We start from the raw sequence: 17296 nt of genomic DNA, 5'->3' as shown, positions 1-17296 counted from the left end.
TAGCAAGATGCCATTGCTTCTTTCACGTGTGCCCTAAGGTATTCGATCAATCACATGAAAATCCGCAAAGCTGTATTCCCCGTCGCCGGCCTCGGCACCCGCGTCTTGCCCGCCACCAAGGCGATGCCGAAGGAAATGCTCACCATCGTCGACAAGCCGCTGATCCAATACGTCTATGACGAGGCGAGGGAAGCCGGCATCGAGCATTTCATCTTCGTCACCGGCCGCAACAAAAATGTCATCGAAGATCATTTCGACAAGATGTTCGAGCTCGACGCGACGCTCAGCTTGCGCGGCAAGAAGGCCGAGCAGGAGATTTTGGCGCAGAACCAGCCGGAAGCCGGTGCCGTCAGCTTCACCCGCCAGCAAGCGCCGCTCGGCCTCGGTCATGCGGTCTGGTGTGCGCGCGACATCGTCGGCAACGAGCCGTTCGCGGTGGTGCTGCCCGACGAGCTCGTGCTCAACACGCCCGGCTGCCTGAAGCAGATGATCGAGACGGCGACCAAGCTCGGCGAGAAATCCAACGTCATCGCGGTCGAGGCGGTGCCCGACCATCTCACCCATCAATACGGCATCTGCGGCGTCGGAAAGCGCACCGGCAAGATGTTCGAGGTCGACGGCATGGTCGAGAAGCCGGCCAAGGGCACCGCGCCCTCCAACCTCTCGATCACCGGCCGCTACATTCTCCAGCCCGAGATCTTCAAAATCTTGGAAACCCAGGAGCGCGGCGCCGGCGGCGAGATCCAGCTCACCGACGCCATGATCGGCCTCGCCAAGTCGCAAAAGTTCTACGGTGTCGAGTTCGAGGGCGAGCGCCATGATTGCGGCTCCAAGCCCGGCTTCCTCCGCGCTAACATCGCCTACGGCCTCAGGCGCCCGGAATTGCGTGATGGCCTGATCGCGGAGATGAAGAAGTATCTGGGGCAGTAGGCTCAGCTGTCGTCCCGGCGAAGGCCGGGACCCATACCGCGTGATCTATCGGGCGTGACCGGTAGAAGTACCGAACTGCTGGTCTTCGCCAAATTGCTGTCTGTGGTTATGGGTCCCGGCCTTCGCCGGGACGACACCGATGTCGTGACGGCGACTTAAGCCACGAGCGACAGCTTCGGCAGGCTCGCCACCACCGACTGATTCCGGCCGCCGGCTTTTGCCGCATAGAGCGCCTTATCGGCGGCGGCGACCAGCACGGCCCAGTCCATGCCGCTGGTGGGCGCCAGGCTGGCGATGCCGCAGGAGACGGTCGATCCTGCGCCGCCGTCGGACCAGCCCAGCACCTTGGCCCGGATGGTCTCGGCGATCTTGAAGGCGTCGGTGGCGGACGTGTTCGGCAGCAGCACGGCGAACTCCTCGCCGCCATAGCGCGCGGCACAGTCGCCGGCGCGGTGCACCGAATCGGAGATGCAGATGGCGATGCCGACCAGCACCTGGTCGCCGGCCTGGTGGCCGAAGGTGTCGTTGTAGGCCTTGAAGTGATCGGCATCGATCATCAGTAGCGCAACCTGCGTCTTCTGGCGCATGGCGCGGCGCCATTCGATGTCGATGACATGGTCGAACTTGCGGCGGTTGCGCAGGCCCGTCAGCGCGTCCGTCGTCGCCATCTCCTCGAGCTTGCTTTCAGCATCGGCACGCCGGCCGATCTCGCGGGCGAGCACGATGGCCGAGCCCAGCACGAACAGCGCGAGCACCAGAACCACGGCGCCGATGCGAAGCGCTTCCTTCTGCCACAGCGCGAACACCGTACTCAGCGGCTTGCCCGCCACCACGAACAGCGGGCCGGCTTCGCCGCTGCGCGCATAGAGCCGCGCGGTCGGATCGACCGGGCCCCGTCCGGAAAACGAGCCGCCGACGCGGAGATTGTCGACCTTCCAGGCCTGGCGGTCGTTCAGATTCCTGCCGATCACGTCGAGATCGAACGGCCGCCGCATGATGATGGTGCGGTCGCGCTTCAGCACGGTGATGGTGTCCTCGGGGTCGAGGTTCAGCCGTTCGAACAGTTCGTGGAAATAGGTGAAGCGGATCGAGCCGGCGACGACACCCATGAAGCCGCCGTCGGTATCGCTGAGACGCCGGCTCAGCACGATGGAGTAGGCGCCGCGAAACAGCATCGGGCGGCTGATGAAGAGGCCGGCATTGGGATCGTCGCGGTGGACCGTGAAATACTCCTCACTGCCGCGATTTTCGGGCGTCGGGTCGAGCGTGGAAGCATCGATGGTCAGATTGCCGTCCGCATCGAACACCTGGATGGCACCGAAATGTTTTGCGGTGGTGGCGTGGTCGAACAGGATGAGCTGGCGGATCGGCTTGGAGACCGCGTTGATCTCGGGCAGCAGCATGTTGCTGGCGACCGCCTTGAGGGACAGGTCGTAGATATCGATGTTGCGGCTGATGTCGGCGTCGATCGACGTGGCCAGGTTTTCCAGCGTCTGGCGGGCCAGCGCCTCCTCGCCGCGGCGCATGTCCAGCATGACGTTGACGCAAATGGCGGAAAAGCCGATCACCGTCACGACGGACGAGATGATCAGTAGCTTCGCCGAAATGCGCCAGGGCCGGCGGGCCGTGGCTTCGCGCCATGCAGACAGCATCCATTGCTCCCGACATAAGTGGATGCGCCTGAAAGCTTGCGTAGTGTTTAAACCGCGACGGCGGTGTCGCGATCAGTTAAGAGTTGGTTTATCCAGCTAGCGGTTTTCGGCAGACCTGATCGGCTGGATCCGGCTTCGGACGAGAGGACGATTGTGAACGACTACGACGCGCTACGCGACTATCTGATGCGGCACAAGCAGACGGAATTCGTGCTGACCTTCGAGCAGATCGAGGAGATCATCGGCGCAGCCCTGCCGCGCGCGGCCAACCGCGCCTCATGGTGGGATACCTCGCGCAGCCCCGATATTCAGATGCCGCAGCGCGAAGCCTGCCTTGCCGCGGGCTTCAAGGCCACGCGGATGCCGGACGGCCAGACGGTGCGGTTCACGAAGATGAAGAGTGACCGGCGGCGCCCGGCGTAAGGAGCGATCAGCTCGCTGCTTCCAGCCGCACTTCGGTTAGCAGCCGCATCGCCGCGTCCGCGTCCATCGGCTCGCCGAAGGCAAAGCCCTGCGCGTATTCGCAGCCCAATTGATACAGCTCGACCGCGTCGGAATCGGTCTCGGCGCCTTCCGCCACCACGTCCATGCCGAGATCATGCGCGAGCGCGATGATCGACTTCAGAATCACCGGCCGCGTGCCGCGATTGGTGGTGCGGACGAAAGACTGGTCGATCTTGATGGTATCGAACGGGAAGCGTTGCAGGTAGGCGAGCGACGAATGGCCAGTGCCGAAATCGTCGAGCGATAACCCCGTGCCGAGCTCGCGGATCCGCGTCAGCATTTGGGCTGCGTGCTCCGGATTCTCCATCACCAGCGATTCCGTCAATTCCAGCTTCAGCGTGCCGCGCGCCACCGATGAGCGCGACAGCACGGTGCGGATGTCGTGGATCAGGTCGTGGCGCAAAAGCTGCCGCGAGGAGACGTTGACGGATGCGAAGATCGGCTCGCGCGAGCGCATCGCGCGCTGCCAGATCGAGAGCTGCTTTGCGGTCTGGTCGAGCACGAACATGCCGAGATCGACGATCAGGCCGGTCTCTTCCGCGATGGTGATGAATTCCGACGGCGCCATGCGGCCGAGTTTCGGGTGGTCCCAGCGTACCAGCGCCTCGAATCCGGCGACCGAACGATCTTCCAGCCGAACGATCGGCTGGTACAGGATCGTGAGCTCCTGCCGCTCGATGGCGCGGCGCAGCTCGCTCTCCAGCGTCAGGCGATCGGTCTTCCGCGCGCGCATCGCGGGCTTGTAGACGTCGATGCGGTCGCCGCCGATGCGCTTGGAATGATACATCGCAAGCTCGGCGTCCTTGATGATCTCGTCCGTCAGTTGAACTTGCGGATCAGAAAGGGCGAGCCCGATCGAGGCGGTCAGGAAAATCTCGCGGTCGTTGAAGGCGATCGGCGCGCGGATGGTCTTGCGGATGGTTTCCGCAAAGGCGGTGATGCGGGCCGGGTCCTGCTCCGACAGCAGGATCAGGCCGAACTGGTCTCCGGCGAGCCGCGCCAGCGTATCCTGCGGTTTCAGGATGCGGGTGAGGCGGCGGGCCAGCGTCAGCAGGATGGAATCGCCGACCGCGATGCCGACGGAATCGTTGACCTGCTTGAAGCGGTCGAGGTCGATCACCATCAGCGTCGGCCGCAGCGTCGGCATCGACTTGGCGAAATGCGCGACTGCACCGAGCCGGTCCATGAACAGCTTGCGGTTGGGCAGGCCGGTAAGGTTGTCGTGCACGGAATCGTGCAGCAGGCGTTCCTCGGCGTTGCGCAGCTCGGTGACGTCGGTGAGCGTACCGACCACGCGCGAGACCTCGCCATCCGAGCCGACCACCGGGCGCGCCTTCAGCGCGAACCACATGAAGTGGCCGTCCGGGGTGCGCAGGCGGAAATCCTGCACCAGCCGGCCGCGGCGCTGGTCGAGCACGCTGTCGAGCGCGGCGCGGAAACGGTCCTGGTCGAGCGGATGCAGCACCTCTAACCAGGAGGCCGCCGGGCCCTCCAGCGTGCCGCGCTTGAGCCCGAGCAGCGCCTCGGTCTCGGGGCTGGTGAAGACCTTGTCGGCGGAAACGTCCCAGTCCCAGATCAGATCGCCGGAACCGGCGAGCGCCAGGGCCCGACGTTCGATGTCGGACACGACGCCGGTGGTGGCGCCGCCGCCCGCAAAGGCGTGCTGCATCACCGTGAAGCCGATCAGCATCACGATCAGCACGAGGCCGCCCAGCAGCGCCGGGCCGACGATGTCGTTGGTCACGGAACCGGCCACCGCCATGCCCGCCGCGACCACCCAGACCACCAGAAGGAACCAGGTCGGGATCAGCAGCACCGCGCGGTCGAAGCCGTGGGTCGAGAGATAGACGATCAGCGCGAAGCCGGCGAAGGCGATCAGCACCAGCGAGATGCGCGCGATGCCGGAGGCGACGGCCGGGTCGAACAGAGCGAGCGCGACCAGCGAGCCGAGGAAGGCGAGCCAGCCCACCGTGATGTGGGAGTAGCGCACATGCCATCGACTGAGATTGAGATAGGCGAACAGGAACACCAGCAGCGTCGCCGCCAATATCGCTTCACCCGCCGCGCGCCAGATGCGCTCGGCGTTGTTCGACATGTCGAGCACCTTGCCCCAGAAGCCGAAATCGACGCCGATATAGACCAGCACCGCCCAGGCCAGCGCCGCGGCCGCCGGGAACATGATGCTGCCCTTCACCACGAACAGAATCGTGAGCACGAGGGCGAGAAGCCCGGAGATGCCGATCACGATGCCCTGGTACAGCGTGAACGAGTTGACCTTGTCCTTGTAGGCTTCCGGCTCCCACAGATAGAGCTGCGGCAGCTTGTCGGTGCGCAGTTCCGCGACGAAGGTGACGACGGCGCCGGGATCGAGCGTAATGCGGAACACGTCGGCGGTCGGGCTTTCCTGCCGTTCCGGCCGGTCGCCGGTCGAGGGCGTGATGGTCGCGATGCGTGACAGCCCGAGGTCGGGCCACAACAGGCCTGAGGACACGATGCGGTAATGCGGGGCGACGATCAGGCGATCGAGCTGGTCGTCGGTGTTGTTGGCGAGCGCGAACACCACCCAGTTCTGGCCGCCCTCACGGGCGCGCACCTCGATGCGGCGGACGATGCCGTCGGTGCCCGGCGCGGTCGAGACCTGGATGCGGTCGGCGTCGCTGCGCTGATGCTCGAGCACGCCGGTGAGGTCGATCGCAGGCGCGTCGCCGCGAACGCTGACAGCGTCAAGCGCGCGTGCAGGCGACGCGGCGACAAGAATCATGAGGCCCAGCGCGATGGGCGCGAGGCACCTGATCAGACGCAAGGTCAGTTCTCCGCGTTCGACGCAAACTTCGTGTGCAAGGCGATTTCAGACCGGACAGATATGGTTCGGCGCGTCGCGATAGATGCCACGAAAGCGAGGAAAATCAAAGGGTTTCCGCCTTGCCGAGTGGGCCAGAGGCCTAGACCTCCAACACAATTTTGCCAATATGTGCTGAGGTCTCCATGCGGCGGTGCGCATCCGATGCCTTTTCCAGCGGGAAAGAGCTGTCCATCAGCGGTTTGATGCGGCCTTCGCGCAGGAGCGGCATCACTTTGGCCTCGATTGCGGCCACCATCGCCGCCTTGTCCGCATTACTACGGGGACGCAAGGTCGAGCCGGTATGGGTCAACCGCTTCACCATCACCTTGGCGATGTTGACGCTGACCTTGGGGCCGTTGAGGGTCGCGATCTGCACGATACGGCCGTCGACTGCGGCGGCATCGTAGTTCCGGTCAACATAGTCGCCGGCGACCATGTCGAGGATCAGGTTGACGCCGGCCTTGTTGGTCTCTTCCTTGACCACGGCGACGAAATCTTCGGTCTTGTAATTGATGGCGCGGTCGGCACCGAGCTTGAGGCAGGCATCGATCTTGTCCTGCGATCCCACCGTGACGAACACTTTTGCGCCGAACGCTTTTGCGAGCTGGATCGCCAGCGTGCCGATGCCGGAGGAGCCGCCATGGATCAGCAGCGTCTCACCGGCCTTCAGCCCGCCGCGCTCGAACACATTGTGCCAGACCGTCATCAGGGTTTCCGGCAGCGCGCCGGCTTCCTTCATCGACAGCGCCGGCGGCACGCTCATCGCCTGGGCGTCCTGCGCGATGCAGTACTGCGCATAGCCGCCGCCCGCCACGAGCGACATCACCTTGTCGCCGATCTTGTGCCGCTTGGCGTTGCTGCCGACGGCGACCACTTCACCGGCGATTTCGAGGCCGGGCAGGTCGCTGGCGCCGGGCGGCGGCGGATAGGCGCCGGAGCGCTGTGCCACGTCGGGCCGGTTGACGCCGGCGGCCTGCACCTTGACCAGGATCTCGTCGGGACCGGGCTGCGGCAGGGCCCGTTGTTCCGGCACCAGCACCTCCGGTCCGCCGGGCTTGGAGATGGCGACCACGGTCATTTGCGCGGGCAGCTTTTCCATGATTTGTCCTTGGAGAAGAGGGCAGGATTGAACAGGCCAGTTGATTAACCAGAGCGCCCGGCGCTGGCAACCGCTTCAACTTCGTTTGACCGCCTGGCGGACCTGATCGGAGCAACGACGATGCCGATGGAAGACGACGACCGCCCGCGCAAGAAGGTCACCCACGAGATCGGACAGGATCTCTCACTCTTGTCGGTCGAGGAACTGACCGAGCGTGTCGCCCTGCTCAAGACCGAGATCGCAAGACTGGAAGAAGTCGCCACCATAAAGCGCGCCTCGCGCGATGCGGCGAACAGCGTCTTCAAGTCGTAGTCGCTTCACCATCGGTGTCGTCCCGGCCTAGTGCGCAATTGCGCACGGGGGCCGGGACCCATACCGCGTGATCCGTCTATGGGCATGGACAGCAGTACCGAACGACTTGTCTTCGTCAAACTCCTCCCTGTGGTTATGGGCCCCGGCCTTCGCCGGGGCGGCGGTGAGAGCTTGCTCCGCCTCTCGCTCGGCCAGTGACCGACATGGCTAACGAACCCTCAAAAAATTCGTTCGTTTACGGTCAATTAAGCTTTTCACTTTATGACTGGAACTGTCCTCGTTTGGACACCGAGTGGCTCCTGTCCACTCTGTTTGACGCCTCCCTGTTATCAACTTTCAAAGCCGCCGGTTTTCCGGCGGCTCTTTTTTCGTCTCATTCTTGGTTTCTGCGTCTCGTTCGGGTTGAATTCCGAGGAATGACCCGCGGAAACCATATCCGCGCTTGCCGCTGGACTCCGCGATCCGCCCGCGCAATGATTTGTTCATCATAAGCCGGCGCCAAAGCCGGACGGGTAAACAGTTGCGTAAGGGGCGTTAACCATGGAACGTTTGCAAGCCGACGGCGCTCTCGTTCAACTCAGCGAGCGGTTCACCAATTCTGCGGCGTTTGGCGCCCTGTTCCGCGAAGGCATGGATCTCGTCGAAGCGACCGCCGCCTATCTCGACGGCGCCGGCCGCAACGAGGCCAAGGCGCTCGATCGCGCCGTCAGCCTCACCTACGCGACCGAGAGCATGCGCCTGACCACGCGCCTGATGCAGCTCGCCTCGTGGCTGCTGCTGCACCGCGCGGTGAAGGAAGGCGAGATGACGCTGGTCCAGGCCAACCGCGAAAAGACCAAGGTCAAGCTCACCGCCGCCGATCCCGGCCCCGCCGACACCATCGAGAAGCTGCCGTCGATGCTCCAGGAGCTGATCCATCGCTCGATGAGCCTTCAGACCCGCGTCCGCCGTCTCGACACCACCATCCACACCCCGCCGGCCGACCACATCGCAATCGGCAACCCGCTGGTGCCGCACCTCAACGCGCTGAAAGCCGCGTTCGAGCGATAATTTCTATCCGCGCATCTGATGTTGAACCGTCACCCTGAGGTGGCCGCTTCTTCAGCGGCCCTCGAAGGGCGACGGCCCGGCTACATCGGGGGCCGTTCATCCTTCGAGGCCTCCGCTTCGCTCCGGCGCCTCAGGATGACGGGTCGAAAAACAAAAACGCCCCCGGTTGTCCGGGGGCGTTTTTCGTCTCCAGCCTTGCGGCCAGGATCAATCCTTTTTGAGGAAGCCCGAAAACTTCTTCTGGAAGCGCGAGACGCGTCCGCCGCGATCCATCAGCTGGGCGTTGCCGCCGGTCCAGGCCGGGTGCGACTTCGGGTCGATGTCGAGGTTCAGCGTGTCGCCTTCCTTGCCCCAGGTGGAGCGGGTCAGGTACTCGGTTCCGTCGGTCATGACGACCTTAATCGTATGATAATCCGGATGAATTTCGGCTTTCATGGCAATTCCTAGGGCGCCCGGCGCCTTGCTAGAGTGACTATCGAATGACGGATTTGGCCGGGTCTATACCCCACGGCCCCCCTTAAAACAAGCCATTGTGGGGACAGGAGAACCGGGCCGTCCCCTAAGGGACATCCCGGATTTGCCACGACCGGTCCCCCGGCCTATCTGGAGCAGACTTATCTCTTTTGGTCGGATCTCATGAGCGCAGTAGAACGGCTTGAAACCGGGCCCGCAGAAGCCCCGTCGATCGAAGCCGAATTGATCGAGCAACCCGCCAAGAGCCGCGCCAAGCTGCGGCCGCTGATGGCGCTGGCGCCTTATGTGGCCCGCTATCGCGGCCGGGCAGCGCTCGCCTTCGTCGCGCTGACGGTTGCGGCGCTGACCACGCTGCTGGTGCCGGTCGCGGTGCGCCGGATGATCGATTTCGGCCTGACGCCGGAAGGCATCGCGCTGATCAACAGCTACTTCTCGGTGATGATCGCGGTGGTCGCCGTGCTCGCGCTGGCGAGCGCGTCACGCTACTACCTCGTGATGACGATCGGCGAGCGCATCGTTGCCGATCTCAGGCGCGACGTGTTTGCGCATCTGCTGTCGCTCTCGCCGGCCTTCTTCGATTCCGCGCGCAGCGGCGAGCTGGTGTCGCGGCTCACCGCCGACACCACGCAGATCAAATCCGCGGTCGGCGCCTCCGTGTCGATCGCGCTGCGCAATCTCATGATGTTCTTCGGCGCCGCCGCGATGATGGTGATCACCAGCCCGCGGCTATCAGGCTTCGTGCTGCTGGCGATCCCCCTGATCGTGCTGCCGCTGGTCGCCTTCGGGCGCTGGGTGCGGCGGCTGTCGCGCAATGCGCAGGACACGCTGGCCGATGCGTCCGCCTATGCGGGCGAGCTGGTTGGCGCGATCCGCACCGTGCAGGCCTATACCAGCGAAGGGCTGGCCGCGAAGCGTTTTGGCGGCGAGGTCGAGCAGGCCTATGAGGCGGCGCGCACCTCGACCCAGGCCCGTGCGGTTCTCACCGCCATCGTCATCTTCATCGTGTTCGCAAGCGTGGTCGGGATTCTCTGGATCGGCTCGCACGACGTTCTGACCGGCGCGATCACGCCGGGCCGGCTCGGCCAGTTCGTGCTCTATGCGGCCTTCGCGGCCGCAGGCCTCGGCCAGCTCAGCGAGGTCTGGGGCGAGGTGTCGGCTGCATCAGGCGCTGCCGAACGCCTGTTCGAGATTTTGCACGTGCAGCCCGACATCAAGGCGCCCGCGTCGCCGCGCGCGCTGCCGGTGCCCGGGCGCGGCGAGGTCGGCTTCGACGATGTGAGTTTCTCTTATCCGGCGCGGCCCGACGTCAAAGTGCTCGACGCGGTCTCGTTCACGGTGCGGCCCGGCGAGAAGGTTGCAATCGTCGGCCCGTCCGGCGCCGGCAAGAGCACGATCTTCCATCTGCTGCTGCGCTTCTACGATCCGCGCAATGGTGCGATCTCGCTCGACGGCGTGCCGGTGAAGTCCGCCGACCCGCGCGATTTCCGGTCCCACATTGCTTTGGTGCCGCAGGAATCGAACGTGTTTGCCGCGAGCGCCCGCGAAAATATCCGCTTCGGCCGGCCCGATGCGACCGACGCCGAGGTCGAGCGCGCCGCCGAGCTCGCGCATGCCACCGAGTTCATCCGCCGACTGCCCGAAGGTTTCGAGACCCCGCTCGGCGAGCGCGGCGTGACGCTGTCCGGCGGCCAGCGCCAGCGCATCGCGATCGCGCGTGCCATCCTGCGCGATGCGCCGCTGCTGTTGCTCGACGAAGCCACCTCCGCGCTCGACGCCGAAAGCGAGACGCTGGTGCAGACCGCGCTCGAGGAGCTGATGAGCCACCGCACCACCCTGGTGATCGCGCACCGCCTCGCCACCGTGCTCTCCTGCGACCGTATCCTGGTGATGGACCAGGGCAAGATCGTCGAGCAGGGCACGCATGCCGAGCTCGTCGCGGTGAACGGGCTCTATGCGCGGCTCGCGAGGTTGCAGTTCGAGGGGGCGTGAGGCGTCGCTGATCTCACGGGCACTTCGGCGAGCCCATGGGCACGTTCGGCCACGGCCAGTTCTTCCAGCTGCCGCCCTCGCCGATACAGGGTGACCCGCCGTTGGCCGGAGCCGGGCTCTCTGTTGGAGCAGGCGTGCTCGTCGGCGCAGGCGAACCCGTCGTCTCACTCGCCGTCTTGGGCGCCGGCGTGAGGCGTTGGTCGACATAGATCGTCGACACATATCCCGCGACGATAACGCCCAGGACAACCGAAGACCCCTTGGCCAGATCGCTCAGCCGCATCGATCCTCTCCATCTGCTTGCTGGTTGCAACACTAGCAAACGACGTCGGGCTTCTCCGTGACGGATGTCACGGCCGCCAAGCCATCTTCAGCACCGGCCGGCCCGAGGTCGGGTTCACGTCCTCGCCGTCATGCGCAAAGCCGTTGCGCTCGTAGAAGCGGATGGCGCGGCTGTTGTCCTTGTTGACCAGCAGCGTGACGCCCGACGGCGACAGGCGCTTGGCCTCATCCACCAGCAGCCTTGCCGCGTCCGAGCCCCAATGATTGGGATCGACCACGAGCTGGTCGAGATAGCCGTCGCCGTCGATGGTGACGAAACCGGTCTGGACGCCGTTCTGTTCGGCGACAACGATCGCGGCCTTCGGCACCAGCTCGTTGCGCCAGCGCTCCCGCCACCACTCCACCCGCGCGGCAAAATCGATCTGCGGATAGGCCTGCTGCCAGGTGCGATGCCACAGGTCGATCGTCGCCGCTTCGTCGGCGGCCACGTAGGGGCGGAGGTGGAGCGCGCTCACTACCGCTCCGTCAGCTTTAGCTCGATGCGGCGGTTGCGCTTGTAGGCGTCCTCGGTGTTGGCGGTGTCGAGTGGCTGGAATTCGCCGAAGCCGGCGGCGACCAGGCGCTGCGCCGGCACGCCGAGCGTGATCAGATATTGCACCACCGATATCGCGCGCGCCGCCGACAGGTCCCAGTTCGACTTGAAGTTCGCGCCGCTCACCGGCCGCACGTCGGTGTGGCCGTCGACGCGCAGCACCCAGGCGATCTCGGCCGGGATCTTCTTGTCGAGCTCGATCAGCGCGGCGGCGACGGTGTCGAGCTCGGCGCGGCCCTCGGGCAGCAGCGTTGCCTGTCCGGTGTCGAAGAACACTTCGGACTGGAACACGAAGCGGTCGCCAACCACGCGGATATCAGGACGGTTGCCGAGAATGGCGCGTAAGCGCCCGAAGAATTCCGAGCGGTAACGCGACAATTCCTGCACGCGCTGCGCCAGTGCGACGTTCAGGCGTGAGCCGAGATCGGCGATGCGGTTCTGCGATTCCTTGTCGCGCTTCTCGCTAGCGTCGAGCGCCTCTTCGAGTGCCGCCAATTGCCGGCGCAGCGCGCTGATCTGCTGGTTCAGCACCTCGATCTGCGCCAGCGCCCGCGCCGAGACCGCCTTCTCGGAGTCGAGCGCCTTGCCGAGCTCGGAGGTCTTGCCCTGAGCGTCATTGCCGGCGGCGGCGAGCCCGTCATAGAGGCCCTTGATGCGATCACGCTCGCTCTCGGCCGATGCCAGGCCGGCCTTCAATTGCGAGACCTGGTCGTCGAGCGTCAGCTTGCCGAGCTTCTCCAGCGACAAGAGCTCGTTGAGCTGGGCGATCTTGGCGTTGAGCTGCTCCAGCGCCTTGTCCTTGCCGGTCACTTCCTGCGACAGGAAGAACTGCACGACCAGGAACACCGACAGCAGGAACACGATCGAGAGCACCAGCGTCGACAGCGCGTCGACGAAGCCGGGCCAGTAGTTGAAGGCGCCTTCGCTGCGGCGGCCGCGGGCTAGAGCCATTTACGTCTCCGTTCTCTCGTGTCCCGGACGCGCTGCAGCGTGCAACGCTGCTGCGCAGAGCCGGGACCCATGTTTCGCTTCTCTGGGCCCCGGCTCTGCGCCGCACCGCTTCGCGCTGCGTCGCGTCCGGGGCACGAGAGCGCCTGGCTATCAACTCTTCTCGGGCTGGCGCGCGATGCGCTCCAGCAGGCGCCGGATCTCGCGGTTCTGCTCGCCCTGGCCGTCGGCCCATTCGCGGATCATCTGCTGCTCGGTCCGCATGTGCGAGACCAGCGCCTGGATCGCTTCGGCGAGACTGGCCATCGACGCGGTGGTGCTGCGGCTGGCGGTGCCTTCCTCGAGCACGATGCGCAGCCGCTCGACCGCGGCCTGGAGCTCGCCGCTCGCAACGCCGCCGCTCGATGCGACGGCGACCTCGCCGCTACCGTATTCGCGCACGGTGGTGGCGAGCCAGTCCTCGAGGTCGGTGTAGAAGCGGTTCTGCGCCTGGCTCGATTGCAGGTCGAGGAAGCCGAGGATCAGCGAACCGGCGAGGCCGAACAGCGAGCTCGAGAACGAGATGCCCATGCCGCCGAGCGGGGCGGCCAGGCCCTCCTTCAACGTGTCGAACAGCGCGCCGGAATCACCGCCAACCTTGAGGCCGTCGATCACCTTGCCAACCGAGCCGACCGTCTCGATCAGACCCCAGAAGGTGCCGAGCAGGCCGAGGAAGACCAGCAGGCCCGTCATGTAGCGGGAGATATCGCGGGCCTCATCCAGGCGGGTCGCGATCGAATCGAGCAGATGCCGCATGGTCGTCTGCGTGATCGACATCCGCCCGCTGCGTTCGCCGCCCAGGATCATCGCCATCGGTGCCAGCAGCTTGGGATGCCGGGCCGGCGCCAGGCCGGGGTCGGCGATGCGGAAATTGTTGACCCAGGAGACTTCAGGATAGAGCCGGATCACCTGGCGGAAGGCCAGGATGATGCCGATGAACATCACGCCGCCGATCAAGGCGTTGAGCCCGGGATTGGCGAAGAAGGCCTGGATGATCTGCTTGTAGAGCACCACGCCGACCAGTGTGCACAGCACCAGGAAAACCAGCATCCGCACCAGGAACACGCTGGGGGAGGATAGCTTGGTGTACTCGATGTCGAGGGAGGAGCGGGGCGAGGCGCCTGACGGCATGGCCGGTATCATCCGTTACGAAAGCTTGCTTGCATCCGCACTATGGCACAGCGCTCGCCCAAAAAAAGCGCCGGATGTGCGGATTTCGGGAAGGGGCGGGGAACCCACAGCTGAAACCCGGCTTTGATACAGACGTATTTTGCAAAACTTCGGCATTCCACAGGCTTGGCTCGGAATTTTTGCATGGCGACGTATCCTGAAGGGCTGGCGGCCATCGCGCTCTCGCTCGCGGTCCTGATGGCGCTCGCCTGGGTGGTGCAGCAGCGCACCGGCAATTCCGGCTGGGTCGATACGATCTGGACGTTCGCGGTCGGGCTGGTCGGCGCCGGCAGCGCCCTGTGGCCGCTCGCGGGCGAGGGGCCCAATGCGCGACAATGGCTGGTTGCCGGCCTCGTCTCGGTCTGGTCGCTTCGGCTGGGCACCCATATCGCGATCCGCACCGCGGGGATCACGGATGATCCCCGCTATGCCGCCTTTGCCGCGGAATGGGGCCTCAACGCGCCGCGGCGGATGTTCATTTTCCTGCAGAACCAGGCGCTGGGCTCGGTGCCACTGGTGTTCTCGATTTTCGTCGCCGCGCATGTCCCTGTGGCCACCTTGCGGATCCGGGACGTCCTTGGTGCCGCGATCCTGCTGATCGGGATCGCGGGCGAGGCGCTGGCGGATGCGCAGTTGCGCCGCTTCCGCCAAGACCCCGCCAATCACGGCAAGGTCTGCGATGCCGGGCTGTGGCGCTGGTCGCGCCATCCCAATTATTTCTTCGAATGGCTCGGCTGGCTCGCCTATCCCGTGATCGGCCTGTCGGCCGGATATCCCTGGGGATGGGCCAGCCTGCTCGCGCCCATCTTCATGTACTGGATCCTGGTCCACGTCACCGGCATCCCGCCTCTGGAAGCGCAGATGCTGCGATCGCGCGGCGAGCGCTATCGCGCCTATCAATCCCGCACCAGCATGTTCTTTCCCCTGCCACCGAGAGAGGGAATGGCCGCATGAGCGTCGTGTCCACGATCATCGGGACTGCCGAACGCGTGCCGCTGCCGGATCTCGTGGTCCGCGCCGCCATCCAGCGCCTGTGCTCGCGCACCGCAACGCGCCTCGCCGCGCATACCGCAGCCGACGAAGCCGCTTTCGCCGGACGAATGATGATCAGGCCGATCGCCGAGCACACGGAGGCTGCCAACACCCAGCATTACGAAGTGCCGCAAAGCTTCTTCGCGCAGGTGCTGGGTCCGAACCGCAAATACTCCTCCTGCTTCTACAGTAACGACGCGACGACGTTGCGGGAAGCCGAGGAGGAAGCGTTGCGCCAGACCGTCGAGCATGCCGGCCTCGCCGACGGGCAGACGATCCTCGAGCTCGGCTGCGGCTGGGGCTCGCTGTCGCTGTGGATCGCCCGGCAGTTTCCGCATGCGAAGGTGACCGCGGTGTCGAACTCACAATCGCAGCGCGCCTATATCGAGGACATCGCGCAGAGCCGCGGGCTAACGAACCTGCGCGTCGTCACCGCCGACATGAACGTGTTCGCGCCGGAGGGCCGGTTCGACCGCATCGTCTCGGTCGAGATGTTCGAGCACATGATGAACTGGCGCAAGCTGATGACGCGCGTGCGCGCGTGGCTTGCGCCCGAGGGGCGCTTCTTCATGCACATCTTCACCCATCGCGCCGGCTCCTATGCATTCGACCGCGCCAATCGCGAGGACTGGATCGCGCAGCACTTTTTTACCGGCGGCGTGATGCCGAGCCATCAGCTCGTCAGGCAATATGCCGACATCTTCGATATCGAGAAGGAATGGCGCTGGAGCGGCACGCATTATCAGCGCACCGCAATTGGCTGGCTCGCCAATTTCGATGCGCATCGCGACGCGATCGAAGCCTCCTTGCGCAGTGTCTATGGCGACGAGACCTATCTGTGGATGCGGCGCTGGCGCTGGTTCTTCCTCGCCACTGCCGGTCTGTTCGGCTACGCCGACGGAACGGAGTGGGGCGTGAGCCACTACCGGATGAGGGCGGTGGACTGATTGCGATGTTCTGTCGCAGCGCGCGGCGATGGAACCCGACTCACAATCTGGTGAGTCCAAAAAATCAGCCTGACCTCAGCACGATAGCGCATGTGGCATTGAGCCGCCCGCAGCATGCGTTGCGCCGCAGCAAGTCCATTCTATTTTGATCGCATCAGCCGCGCAGACATTGCCCAGAACGGGTGTTGCGCGAGAAGCGTGATCAGTTTCAACAATTTTGGGGCACCCCACTTCATGTCAGGACTTCGAGCGCGATCGGCATGCGTTGCAATGATGCTCGCGGCCTTTGCGCCGCTGCTCGGCGCTTGCAACGAATCCTCTTCCGCCGTCTCCGCTGCCCAGCCTACCGAACCCGATGTCAGCATCGTCACCGTCAAGCCGCAACCACGCGCGGTGGTGCGCGAGCTGCCGGGCCGGATCTCGCCGACGCGCGTTGCCGAGGTGCGGCCGCGCGTGTCGGGCATCGTGGTCGAGCGGCTTTTCCGTCAGGGCAGCGAGGTTAAGGCGGGCGATGCGCTGTATCGCATCGATCCGCGCCCGTTCGAGGTCGAGGTGATGGCCAACGACGCGGCGGTCGACAAGGCCGAGGCTGCGTTGATGCAGGCACAGCAGCAGGCGCGCCGCATCGCGACGCTGACCAGCCAGCGCGCCGCGCCCGAGGCGGAGAACGAAAAGACCATTGCCGCCGAGCGACAGGCGCAGGCCGAAGTCGAGGGCCGCAAGGCCGACCTCGCGCGCGCCAAGCTCAATCTCGATTATGCCACCGTGCGCGCGCCGATCGACGGCGTGGTCGGCGCGGCGCTGGTCAGCGAAGGCGCACTCGTGGTGCAGAACGAGACCAATCTTGCCACCGTGCAGCAGCTCGATCCGATCTATGCCGACTTCACCCAGTCGGTGACCGAGCTCAATCAGCTGCGCCGCGCATTCGAAAGCGGCGACCTCGATCGCATCGAGTCCGATGCCGTCAAGGTGCGACTCGTGCTCGACGACAACACCATCTATGGGCTCGACGGCAAGCTGCTGTTCTCCGAGGCCAAGGTCGATGCCCATACCGGCCAGGTGACGCTGCGCGGCGAGTTCCGCAATCCGAAGCGCGAGCTGCTGCCGGGCATGTATGTCCGCGTGCGTCTTGACCAGGGCCTGGACTCCGATGCGATCGCGGTGCCGCAGCAGGCGGTCCAGCGCAATGGCGGCGGCGGCAGCGAGGTGTTCGTCGTCAAGGACGATAACCGCATCGCGGTGCAGCCGGTCCGCACCGGCTCGGTGCAGGACGGAATCTGGTTCGTCACCGAGGGCCTGAAGGCCGGCGACAAGGTCGTGGTCGAAGGTTTTCAGAAATTTGCGGCCGGCGACAAGGTCAAGCCGCAGTCATGGTCCGAAGCCGAAGCGAGCGCGGACGACCGGCACGCCCTCAAGGTCGCGCGGTAACGCATC

16 protein-coding genes are annotated in these 17296 nt (G+C 65.0%); 8 read left to right on the top strand and 8 right to left on the bottom strand.

The features are described from left to right. Positions 1–54: 54 nt before the first annotated feature. Positions 55–930 (top strand): UTP--glucose-1-phosphate uridylyltransferase GalU, encoded by an 876-nt coding sequence (gene galU, locus ACLFLU_RS36635; RefSeq protein WP_426409519.1) that lies wholly within the window; start codon positions 55–57, stop codon positions 928–930. Between the two features lie 155 nt (positions 931–1085). On the opposite strand, the gene ACLFLU_RS36630 is transcribed toward galU, so the two are convergent. After that, positions 1086–2582, bottom strand: a complete 1497-nt coding sequence (locus ACLFLU_RS36630; RefSeq protein WP_426409518.1) for a diguanylate cyclase — start codon at positions 2580–2582, stop codon at positions 1086–1088. Between the two features lie 153 nt (positions 2583–2735). On the opposite strand from ACLFLU_RS36630, the gene ACLFLU_RS36625 reads away from it, so the two are divergent. Further along, complete coding sequence (locus ACLFLU_RS36625) at positions 2736–3005, top strand: DUF7662 domain-containing protein (protein WP_426409517.1); 270 nt, start codon at positions 2736–2738, stop codon at positions 3003–3005. Positions 3006–3012: 7 nt separating this feature from the next. Here ACLFLU_RS36625 and ACLFLU_RS36620 read toward each other — a convergent pair whose 3' ends face one another. Beyond that, positions 3013–5889 (bottom strand): EAL domain-containing protein, encoded by a 2877-nt coding sequence (locus ACLFLU_RS36620; RefSeq protein WP_426409516.1) that lies wholly within the window; start codon positions 5887–5889, stop codon positions 3013–3015. Between the two features lie 139 nt (positions 5890–6028). Then, complete coding sequence (locus ACLFLU_RS36615) at positions 6029–7027, bottom strand: NAD(P)H-quinone oxidoreductase (RefSeq protein ID WP_426409515.1); 999 nt, start codon at positions 7025–7027, stop codon at positions 6029–6031. 120 nt (positions 7028–7147) lie between these two features. On the opposite strand from ACLFLU_RS36615, the gene ACLFLU_RS36610 reads away from it, so the two are divergent. Together ACLFLU_RS36610 and ACLFLU_RS36605 are read left to right on the top strand one after the other, a co-directional pair. Next, a complete protein-coding gene (locus ACLFLU_RS36610) occupies positions 7148–7339 on the top strand; it encodes a DUF1192 domain-containing protein (protein WP_426409514.1) in 192 nt (63 codons plus the stop codon). A gap of 540 nt (positions 7340–7879) precedes the next feature. Beyond that, positions 7880–8389: a DUF1465 family protein gene (locus tag ACLFLU_RS36605; RefSeq protein WP_426409513.1), complete on the top strand. Its 510-nt coding sequence runs from the start codon at positions 7880–7882 to the stop codon at positions 8387–8389. 207 nt (positions 8390–8596) lie between these two features. Here the strand turns inward: ACLFLU_RS36605 and rpmE are convergent, their stop codons facing one another. Next, positions 8597–8824, bottom strand: a complete 228-nt coding sequence (gene rpmE / locus ACLFLU_RS36600; RefSeq protein WP_027530154.1) for a 50S ribosomal protein L31 — start codon at positions 8822–8824, stop codon at positions 8597–8599. A gap of 201 nt (positions 8825–9025) precedes the next feature. Between rpmE and ACLFLU_RS36595 the strand changes: the two genes are divergently transcribed. Then, on the top strand, positions 9026–10852 hold the full coding sequence (locus ACLFLU_RS36595; RefSeq protein ID WP_426409512.1) for an ABC transporter ATP-binding protein/permease: 1827 nt from the start codon (positions 9026–9028) through the stop codon (positions 10850–10852). Between the two features lie 13 nt (positions 10853–10865). Here the strand turns inward: ACLFLU_RS36595 and ACLFLU_RS36590 are convergent, their stop codons facing one another. From ACLFLU_RS36590 to ACLFLU_RS36575, 4 genes are all read right to left on the bottom strand, one after another. Continuing rightward, complete coding sequence (locus ACLFLU_RS36590) at positions 10866–11135, bottom strand: hypothetical protein (RefSeq protein ID WP_426409511.1); 270 nt, start codon at positions 11133–11135, stop codon at positions 10866–10868. 67 nt (positions 11136–11202) lie between these two features. After that, on the bottom strand, positions 11203–11649 hold the full coding sequence (locus ACLFLU_RS36585) for a GNAT family N-acetyltransferase (protein WP_426409510.1): 447 nt from the start codon (positions 11647–11649) through the stop codon (positions 11203–11205). Continuing rightward, entirely contained in the window at positions 11649–12677 is a 1029-nt protein-coding gene (locus ACLFLU_RS36580) for a peptidoglycan -binding protein (RefSeq protein WP_426409509.1), read from the bottom strand. Before ACLFLU_RS36580 ends, ACLFLU_RS36585 begins: the two co-directional genes overlap by 1 nt. A 150-nt stretch (positions 12678–12827) precedes the next feature. Then, the gene (locus ACLFLU_RS36575) at positions 12828–13844 is read right to left on the bottom strand and encodes a flagellar motor protein MotA (protein WP_426409508.1); all 1017 of its coding nucleotides are present in this window, start codon (positions 13842–13844) and stop codon (positions 12828–12830) included. A 183-nt stretch (positions 13845–14027) separates the two neighbouring features. Between ACLFLU_RS36575 and ACLFLU_RS36570 the strand changes: the two genes are divergently transcribed. From ACLFLU_RS36570 to ACLFLU_RS36560, 3 genes are all read left to right on the top strand, one after another. Then, on the top strand, positions 14028–14837 hold the full coding sequence (locus ACLFLU_RS36570) for a DUF1295 domain-containing protein (RefSeq protein ID WP_426409507.1): 810 nt from the start codon (positions 14028–14030) through the stop codon (positions 14835–14837). Continuing rightward, on the top strand, positions 14834–15862 hold the full coding sequence (locus ACLFLU_RS36565; RefSeq protein WP_426409506.1) for an SAM-dependent methyltransferase: 1029 nt from the start codon (positions 14834–14836) through the stop codon (positions 15860–15862). Before ACLFLU_RS36570 ends, ACLFLU_RS36565 begins: the two co-directional genes overlap by 4 nt. A gap of 234 nt (positions 15863–16096) precedes the next feature. Next, positions 16097–17290 (top strand): efflux RND transporter periplasmic adaptor subunit, encoded by a 1194-nt coding sequence (locus ACLFLU_RS36560; RefSeq protein WP_426409505.1) that lies wholly within the window; start codon positions 16097–16099, stop codon positions 17288–17290. The last annotated feature ends 6 nt before the right edge of the window (positions 17291–17296 follow it).

The sequence above is a fragment of the Bradyrhizobium ganzhouense genome (assembly GCF_049949285.1).
GTDB classification, from domain to species: Bacteria; Pseudomonadota; Alphaproteobacteria; order Rhizobiales; family Xanthobacteraceae; genus Bradyrhizobium; species Bradyrhizobium ganzhouense.
This window is presented reverse-complemented; position numbering and strand designations above follow the sequence as displayed.